The organism is Niveispirillum sp. (genome assembly GCF_017996735.1).
GTDB lineage: Bacteria > Pseudomonadota > Alphaproteobacteria > Azospirillales > Azospirillaceae > Niveispirillum.
Genome location: NZ_JAGOGJ010000200.1, coordinates 1 through 8,480 on the forward strand (window position 1 = coordinate 1; position 8,480 = coordinate 8,480).

An 8,480-nucleotide genomic window follows, 5' to 3' on the forward strand; every position below is an offset into this window, starting at 1 on the left:
ATATGTGTATAAGGGACAGGGCTGAACCCGTCGATGATCGAGGAAACCAGCGATGGGGCGCGGGCCAAGGCAGGGGCGTCCAAGTCAGCCTCCGCCTTCCGCACCATCAGCGAGGTTTCCGGCGATCTGGAGGTGCCACAGCACGTCCTGCGCTTCTGGGAAACCAAGTTTCCCCAGATCAAGCCTTTGAAGCGCGGCGGCGGCCGGCGTTATTACCGTCCCGACGATGTGGAACTGCTGCGGCGTATCCAGGCGCTGCTTTATCAGGACGGTTATACGATCAAGGGCGTTCAGAAACTTCTGCGCGAGTCGCGGGGACTGGCCGGTCTGCCGCCCCCCGGCACCCGCATGCCCAGCCTGTTCGACGAGGATGAGGGCGGCGACGATACCTCGCCCGAGGAACTGGCCCTGCTGGCCGGGGACGAGGAAACGGACGAACCGCCGCCCGAAAAGAAGCCCCCCACCCGACGGCGCAAACAGCCCCTGTCGCCCGAAGTGCGCGAGGTGCTGTCGGAAATCCTCATGGACCTGACGGCGCTGCGCCGCCTGCTGGATTGACGGGTCATACCAGCGGCACGAAAACATGACCGATGGTCAAGCTTTCGTGCCCCTCAGGCCCGCCGCCATACCCGCCAGGCCAGCAGTGCCAGCACGATTCCCAGATAGACCAGCGGCTCCAGCGGCCAGCTTTTCACCAGCATCACATAATGTACGGCCCCGGCCAGCACGGCCGGATATACCAGCTTGTGCAGCCGGTTCCAGTTACGTCCGCCCAGCCAGCGGATGGCGGCGTTGAAGCTGGTCGCCGCCAGGGGCAGCAGCAACAGGAAACCCGCCATGCCGATGGTGATATAAGGCCGTTTCACGATATCGGCCCAGATGGCCGACCAGTCCAAGCCCTGGTCCAGCAGCAGATAGACCAGCAGATGCAGCACCACATAAAAGAACGCTGCCAACCCGATGGCGCGGCGATATTTCAACAGGCCGATACCAAATTCCCGGCGCAGCGGCGTGATGGCCAGGCCCAGGATCAGGAACCGCAGCGCCCATTCCCCCATGGCATGTTCCAGGGTCTTGGCCGGGTCGGCCCCCAGGTCGCCATAAAAGATCTGATAGAGATACCAGAGCGCCGGCAGCAGCCCCGCCAGATAGACGGGCCAGGTGGGAAAACGCGGCTGGATGCGCAGATTGGCGAGGGCCATCAATAGAATTTCCGCAGATCCATGCCGGTATACAGCCCAGCCACCTGCTCGGCATAGCCATTGAAGGGCAGGGTCGGGCGGCGTTTGGCGAACAGACCGCCGCCATCGCCAATCCGCCGCTCCGTCGCCTGGCTCCAGCGCGGATGGTCGACCTCCGGATTCACATTGGAATAGAATCCATATTCCTGCGGCGCCTGGATGTTCCAGCTTGTGGGCGGCTGCTTGTCGGTCAGGCTGATGCGCACGATCGACTTGATGCCCTTGAACCCATATTTCCACGGCACGACCAGCCGCAACGGCGCCCCATTCTGGTTGGGCAGGTTCTCGCCATAAAGACCCGTGGCCAGCAGCGTCAGCGGATTCATCGCCTCATCCAGGCGCAAACCCTCTACATAGGGCCAATCCAGGATCTTGAAGAACCCGCCCTGCCCCGACATTTCCGACGGGCGCACCAGCGTCTCAAACGCCACGAATTTCGCGCCCGATTGCGGCTCCACCCGCTTCAGCAGGCTGGCCAGCGGGAACCCGTTCCAGGGAATGACCATGGACCACCCCTCCACACAGCGCATGCGATAGATGCGCTCCTCGATGGTGACGCCCTTCAGGATGTCGTCCAGGTCATAGTCACCCGGCTTGCCCACCATGCCGTCGATCTTCACCTTCCAGGGCTTCACCGTCAGGCGGCCGGCATTGCGGGCCGGATCGGACTTGTCGGTGCCGAATTCGTAGAAATTATTATAGCTGGTAATGTCCTTCAGGCTGGTCAGAGCCTCATCCGTGCTGAACGGGCTTTTCACCGCGGCATGGGCCACCCCCGTTCCCGCCAGCATCATCCCACCGAACCCCGCCAGAAGATGACGGCGGTTGAGATAGAGATCGCGCGGCGTCACCTCGCGCTCGCACAAATCCGGGGCATGGCGCAGCAGCATGGGGAGGGTCCTCTGTCCGGGGCGTATGGACAGATACATAAGCCGATTAACCATGGCCGAACAGTGTCCTGTGCCGCCGGGTGCGTCGATTTGGCTTCCGCGCTTGCGAGTAATTTGCAATATAAGCTGAAAACTGATGGAGGATGTGATGCAGTTCAATGCGAAGCTTTGGGTGGGTGTGGGCCTGTGCATGGCCCTGGGTCAGGCGGGAACCGTCCTGGCACAGGATCATCATGCCGGTCACGGCGCCACCCCGCCGGCCGCCGCCGAAGGGGGCGAAGGTGGTGAGTTGGGCGCTTTCGACAATCTGTCCGAAGATCAGCAGCTTCAGGGTTCGCTGGGGCTGATCCGCGGCCATCTGTCCGTCGGACGGGAATTGTATCACGCGGGCCGGGGCAAGGATGCCATCCCGCACTTCCTGCATCCGGCCGAAGAAATCTATGACGGCGCCCGTCCCACGCTGGACGGCCGTAAGGTCGGCTTCGAGGCAGACCTTGACGCGCTGGTCGCCCTGGCGCGCAAGAACGCGCCGGCCGCCGATGTGACCAAGGCCCTGGACAAGGTCGAACAGGCCATTGTGAAGGCCGAGGCCACCATCCCCGCTGCCGACCGGACCAAGCCCGCCTTCCTGACCCCCGTCATCGCCACGCTGCTGCGCACCGCTGCGTCGGAATATGCGGCCGCCATCGAGGATGGGGTGATCACCAGCCCCGTGGAATATCAGGACGGGCGCGGTTTCTATGCCATTGCCAAGGTCTATCTGTTGCGCCTGTCCGCTTCGGCCGCCAGCAGCGATCCCACCGGCACAGTGGCCAAATCCTTCGACAAGCTGGCCCCCGTCTGGGCCACGCTGCAGCCGCCCACGGGCAAGGCCACGCCGCCGGGTGAGGTGTCGGCCCTGGTCTCCAATGTCGAACTGGCGTTGAGCCGTCTGCGGTAAATCAACAGGAAATTGTCGCATCATGGGCAAGGTTCGGCGTTCGGGATTGGCTTTGGCCGCGGTTTCCCTGGTCTTTGCACTGGGGCTGGCCGGGCCTGGGGCACAGGCCGACCGGCCGTCCAACCTTGCCGCCTGGGTGCGACCCGACAGCGCGCCCTACCCCACCGACAATCCGTTCAGCCCGGCCAAGCTGGACCTGGGCAAGCGCCTGTTCGAGGACAAGCGCCTGTCCGGCGCCAACACCATGTCCTGCGCCAGTTGCCATGACCCGGCCAAGGGCTTCTCCGACGCCCGTCCGCGCGCCGTGGGCGAGGGCGGGGCCGCCGGGCCGATGCATACGCCGACGCTGTGGAATCTGGCCTGGACCGAACAGCTTTTCTGGGATGGCCGCGCCGGCAGCCTGGAAAAGCAGGCTCTGGGTCCGATCGCCAATCCCATCGAGATGAACCAGGATCTGGCCGCCCTGCCGGGCGAACTGTCGGGGGACAAGGACCTGGAGGCGGCATTCGCCAGGGCCTTCCCGGAAAATCCGGTGATCGACCTGGACAATATCGCCAAATCCATCGCCATTTTTGAACGAACCCTGGTTTCCCCTGTCACCCCCTTCGACCGCTGGGTCGCGGGGGACGAAGGCGCGATCAGTGCCGCCGCCAAGCGCGGATTTGCGCTGTTCGATGGAAAGGCCGCCTGTTCCAACTGTCACAAGGGCTGGGCCTTCACCGATGGCGCCTTCCACGATATCGGCCTGACAGCCACGGGACCGGGGCGCGGCGGGACCGTGGGGCATCCGGAACTGTTCAATAGCTGGAAGACCCCCACCCTGCGCGAGATCGGCCGCACCGCCCCCTATATGCATGACGGGTCCATCGCCGATCTGAAATCCGTGTTGCAGCATTATGTGCAGGGCGTGATGCATCGCCCCACCCTGTCGCGCGACCTTCCGGCCCGCCTGGACCTGGATGCGGGGGAACAGGCCGATATCCTGGCCTTCCTGGATACGCTGAACGCCGATCCCACCGCCCTGCCCGCCACGGTTGCCGCCGTGGCCGCCACCGACCCCGGCCCCTTGGCCGGCGGCCCGGCACCGGCGCGGGTGGAGGTGACGCAGCGCGACACAGCCTTCAGCGTGCCCGGCGTGCGCCTGCGCAAGGGTGGCAAGCTGGTCATCCATAACGAGGATACGCGCGTCCACAATATCCGCGTCTTCGCCGCCGACATGGATTATGACAGCGGCGTGCAGGACCCCGGCCAGTCGGTGGAAGTGCTGTTTGACCATGAAGGCCGCTTCCGCGCCGTCTGCAACATCCATCCGAAGATGAAGATGAGTGTCGAGGTGGTGGAGTAGATTACTACGCCCGCGCCAGCGCCAACAGCTTGCCCAGCGTGGTCCAGTTGCGCGAGGTGCCAGTGACGCCGGCCACCTTCAGCACCTTCACCGGATCGACGGTCTTTTGCAGGACCGCGCCGGCCACATCAAGATAGAGCACATCCCCCGACAGGTACAGCCGCGCCGGCCCTTCCCCGATCAGCGCCGACAGCCGCGCCGCCGCCCCCGCATCGGGCACATCCGACAGAAAGAACACCAGAAGATGGTTGGGCGTTGCCGCCGCCGCATCCGGGAACGGATTACCGGCAATGGCGGCGTCCAGTTCGTCGGCGTTCCGCAGCACATGATCAGCCATGAAACCGAATCGCGCCGCGAACGCCGTGGACAGCCGCATGGTCAATGCCGCCCTTTCTTCCACCCCCGCCGCATCGAAAACGATGTTCCCGCTTTGCAGCAGGGTGCGGACACAGGTGAAGCCCATCTCTTCGTAAAGCTGCTTCCACAGTGCCATCTTCACGATCTTGTTGCCGCCGACATTGATGCCGCGCAGCAGGCAGACATGGGTCCCCATGGCGCCTTCTCCCTTATGCCAGCCGCAGCGTGGCGATTCCCGCCAGGACCAGCAAGGCCGATCCCGTGCGCCAGCGCCCCACCGGTTCCTTCAGCCACAGCCTGGCGATCAGCAGGGCAAAGATCACACTGGTTTCGCGCAGCGCCGCGACCAGGGCGATGGGGGCATGGGTCATGGCCCAGATGGCGATGCCATAGCCCGACAGCGCCATGACACCGCCCACCAGATCGCGCCGCCATCCGGCCGCCATCGCCTGCCACAGTCCGCCGCCGCCGCGACGCCACCAGGCCAGCGCCACCATGGGCGGGGCGTTCAGGATGAACAGCCAGGCGGTATAGGCCACCGAATCCCCGCCGACGCGGGCGCCCAGCCCATCCACCGTCGTGTATCCGGCGATGAAGGATGCCGTGGCCAGCGCCATCAGCACGGGGCGCGGGTCGCGACGCAGCGCAGCCCCGCCGCGCAAGGCCAGGGCCGCGATGCCACCGGCGATCAGCAGGATGGCCAGCGCCTCCCCCACGCGCAGCGGGTCGGTGCCCAGCGCCAGCCCGGCCAGGGCCACCATGGGCGGCGCCGCGCCGCGCGCAACGGGATAGACCTGGGACAGGTCACCCAGACGGTAGGTGCGCACCAGGAAAAGCTGATAGGCCAGATGGAAGATCAACGACGCGGCCAGATAGGGCCATGCCGCCGGTGCCAGCGGTCCGGCCAGGGGCAGCACCGCCAGCCCGGCCACGCCGCACCAGACATTCAGCATGGTGATGCCCACCAGCCGGTCGCCACCACCCTTCAGCAGGCTGTTCCAGCCCGCATGCATCACCGCGGCAACCAAGACCAGCGGCACCACCCAGCCATCCATTGCACCGTTCCAACCGGTTCACTTCCGAAACAATAGGCGCATTGGTGCTATGCGGGGCCTTGACGATGATAATCGGCAGAGAAGGCAAAAATCACTGTTGCCAAGCCCAGATGCCTTGGATATAACCCCGCCCACTTCACCGCGACGGCGCCCCGATAGCTCAGCGGTAGAGCAACCGCTTCGTAAGCGGTAGGCCGTTGGTTCAAATCCGACTCGGGGCACCACCTTCTCCCGGTTTTTCCTGGGAGGCGGCTTGAGGAAGCCGGTGACGACTTTCAAATCTTCTCATGAAGAACTTGCCCAGGTAACTGTCTGGCAAGATGAAAGTCGTCCCGGGCTTCCTCCCTCCTCATCCCCCCGGCGCTTTCGACGTGTCCACGCGGTCGTCATTCCCCCTCCCTGTCCTGTTCCATCTGAACAGACGGATACAATCCCCTGCCGCCCATCCCTGGCATCCGCGTATCGGTGCTTGTCATCGGACATTCGTTAGCGGTAACAATGTCGCCCGACAGCCCCGGACGAACCGGCGGCAGGAGGAAGCACCAAAGCGGGAGTGTAGAGATGTCTCTCCATGGGAAACTGTTGATCGGCCGCGGCCGCATCGCCACCGAGGCCGGGTTCAAGGCCGTCGATCCCGCCGCCGATGCGCAGATCGAACCGGCCTTCGCCCAGGCGACCCCGGCGCATGTCGAGCAGGCCTGCGCCCTGGCCTGGGCGGCCTTCGACGGATTCCGCGAGGCGGCACCGGAGGACCGGGCACGCCTGCTGGAAAAGATTGCCGACAATATCGTGGCCATCGGTGATGAGCTGCTGGACCGCGCCGGGGCCGAAACCGGGCTGCCGCGTGCGCGCCTGGAAGGGGAGCGTGGCCGCACGGTCGGTCAGTTGCGCCTGTACGCCGCCGTGCTGCGCAATGGCGACTGGCTGGGGGCCCGGATCGATCCGGCCCTGCCGGAACGCAAGCCCCTGCCCCGCGCCGACCTGCGCCTGCGCAACATTCCGGTCGGCCCCGTCGCCGTCTTCGGCGCGTCCAATTTCCCGCTGGCCTTCTCCGTCGCCGGTGGCGATACCGCCTCGGCCCTTGCCGCCGGCTGCCCCGTCGTGGTGAAGGTTCATTCGGCCCATCCCGGTACGTCGGAACTGGTGGGTGAGGCCATCGCCGCCGCCGTGGCCGAACTGGGCTTCCATGAAGGCGTGTTCTCCATGCTGTCTGGCACACAGCGGGAATTCGGCCAGGCCCTGGTCGCCGACTGGCGCATCAAGGCGGTGGGCTTCACCGGATCGCGCGGCGGCGGGCAGGCTCTGATCCGCATCGCCCAGTCGCGTCCCGAACCCATCCCCGTCTATGCGGAGATGAGCAGCATCAACCCCGTGATCCTGCTGCCCGCCGCCCTGTCGGCTCGGGCCGAGGCGCTGGGTGCGGCCTTTGTCGGCTCGCTGACCATGGGTGCGGGCCAGTTCTGCACCAATCCCGGCCTGATCCTGGCCGTAGAGGGGCCGGACCTGGAACGGTTCATCGCCGCCGCGTCGTCGGCCCTGTTGAACGTGGCCCCCATTACCATGCTGACGCCCGGCATCTGCCAGGCCTACCGCACGGGTGTGGCGGCCCTGGCCGACCATGAAAAGGTGACCACCGTCGCCCGCGTGGCAGAGGTGGCGGGCAACAAGGGGGCCGGCGCCCTGTTCGCCGTCACCGCCGCCGATTTCCTGTCCGACCATGCCTTGGGCGCTGAGGTCTTCGGCTCCTCCTCCGTCATCATCCGCTGTCCGGACCTGGGCGTGCTGAAGGATGTGCTGGAACATCTGGAAGGCCAGTTGACGGCCACGGTTCATCTGGACGATGGCGACCACGCGGTCGCCGCCACCCTGCTTCCCACGCTGGAACGCCGCGCGGGCCGCATCCTGGCCAATGGCTGGCCCACGGGGGTGGAGGTCTGCCACGCCATGGTGCATGGCGGCCCGTTCCCGGCCACCAGCGATCCGCGCGCCACGTCGGTGGGCACGCTGGCCATCGACCGCTTCCTGCGTCCCGTCTGCTATCAGGACATCCCCGATGCCCTGCTGCCGGCGGCGCTGAAGCGTGACAATCCGCTGGGCCTGAACCGCCGGCTGGATGGGGTGGTTCAGAAGGGGTAAGGGGCTTTACCGCCGGCGGCGGTCCACCCGCACGGGGATCGGCACCAGCCGCGCCCCGTGCCCGCCGCCATGCCCGGCCTGTTCATCATTGCCCTGCAGCATGACGGCAAAGCCGATCTGCAATGACCCGATGGTCAGGCCCGTCAGGAAGCAGAAGACCGCCAATCCCAGCCAGCCCATGGGGGTGGCCATGGCCAGACTGCGCAGGTGAAGCGCGTCGGTGGCGACGATGATGGCGGCAAACGTCACACCCAGGGCAAAACCCAGGGCGGCGTGGCGCAGCATGAAGCGGACCAGGGGCGGCATGATCGGCCCTCCATACGGGTTTGATGACATCACAATGCCACCAACACCGCAGCACGCCAATCGGGCGCATGGCCGCAGACGGATTAGGGCCTGTGGGGATTCAGCGCGAATTGATGACAGCAGCGGCGAGATAGATTATGGCTTCAAAGCTTTTGTCTGTTTTGCAAGCTCTCATGGCGATGCGCTTGAACTCCTTGAGTTTGCAGAAGA

The 8,480-nt window shown here is 65.4% G+C and carries 9 protein-coding genes, 1 tRNA gene and 1 pseudogene; 5 read left to right on the top strand and 6 right to left on the bottom strand.

The genetic code is table 11. The annotated features are described in order from the left end of the window. Positions 1-33 precede the first annotated feature (33 nt). Positions 34-558: a MerR family transcriptional regulator gene (locus tag KBA48_RS31030; protein WP_292912556.1), complete on the top strand. Its 525-nt coding sequence runs from the start codon at positions 34-36 to the stop codon at positions 556-558. A 53-nt stretch (positions 559-611) separates the two neighbouring features. Here KBA48_RS31030 and msrQ read toward each other — a convergent pair whose 3' ends face one another. Together msrQ and msrP are read right to left on the bottom strand one after the other, a co-directional pair. Beyond that, positions 612-1,202, bottom strand: a complete 591-nt coding sequence (gene msrQ / locus KBA48_RS31035; RefSeq protein ID WP_292912557.1) for a protein-methionine-sulfoxide reductase heme-binding subunit MsrQ — start codon at positions 1,200-1,202, stop codon at positions 612-614. Next, entirely contained in the window at positions 1,202-2,131 is a 930-nt protein-coding gene (gene msrP / locus KBA48_RS31040) for a protein-methionine-sulfoxide reductase catalytic subunit MsrP (RefSeq protein WP_292912558.1), read from the bottom strand. The genes msrQ and msrP overlap by 1 nt, the downstream gene beginning before the upstream one ends. Positions 2,132-2,279: 148 nt before the next feature. Here msrP and KBA48_RS31045 point away from each other — a divergent pair, with 148 nt between their 5' ends. After that, positions 2,280-3,071, top strand: a complete 792-nt coding sequence (locus tag KBA48_RS31045) for a hypothetical protein (RefSeq protein ID WP_292912559.1) — start codon at positions 2,280-2,282, stop codon at positions 3,069-3,071. Between the two features lie 22 nt (positions 3,072-3,093). Further along, entirely contained in the window at positions 3,094-4,416 is a 1,323-nt protein-coding gene (locus tag KBA48_RS31050) for a cytochrome c peroxidase (protein WP_292912560.1), read from the top strand. Positions 4,417-4,420: 4 nt separating this feature from the next. On the opposite strand, the gene KBA48_RS31055 is transcribed toward KBA48_RS31050, so the two are convergent. Together KBA48_RS31055 and KBA48_RS31060 are read right to left on the bottom strand one after the other, a co-directional pair. Beyond that, complete coding sequence (locus tag KBA48_RS31055) at positions 4,421-4,969, bottom strand: DUF1697 domain-containing protein (RefSeq protein ID WP_292912561.1); 549 nt, start codon at positions 4,967-4,969, stop codon at positions 4,421-4,423. A 13-nt stretch (positions 4,970-4,982) separates the two neighbouring features. Then, complete coding sequence (locus tag KBA48_RS31060; RefSeq protein ID WP_292912562.1) at positions 4,983-5,828, bottom strand: EamA family transporter; 846 nt, start codon at positions 5,826-5,828, stop codon at positions 4,983-4,985. A 149-nt stretch (positions 5,829-5,977) separates the two neighbouring features. Here KBA48_RS31060 and KBA48_RS31065 point away from each other — a divergent pair. Beyond that, positions 5,978-6,052 (top strand) — tRNA-Thr (locus KBA48_RS31065). A gap of 337 nt (positions 6,053-6,389) precedes the next feature. Beyond that, on the top strand, positions 6,390-7,964 hold the full coding sequence (locus KBA48_RS31070; protein ID WP_292912563.1) for an aldehyde dehydrogenase (NADP(+)): 1,575 nt from the start codon (positions 6,390-6,392) through the stop codon (positions 7,962-7,964). 6 nt (positions 7,965-7,970) lie between these two features. Here KBA48_RS31070 and KBA48_RS31075 read toward each other — a convergent pair whose 3' ends face one another. After that, positions 7,971-8,270 carry a hypothetical protein gene (locus KBA48_RS31075; RefSeq protein ID WP_292912564.1) on the bottom strand — a complete coding sequence of 100 codons (300 nt, stop codon included), beginning with the start codon at positions 8,268-8,270 and terminating at the stop codon, positions 7,971-7,973. A gap of 100 nt (positions 8,271-8,370) precedes the next feature. After that, positions 8,371-8,480, bottom strand: a pseudogene (locus KBA48_RS31080) (IS5/IS1182 family transposase); the annotation flags it as partial.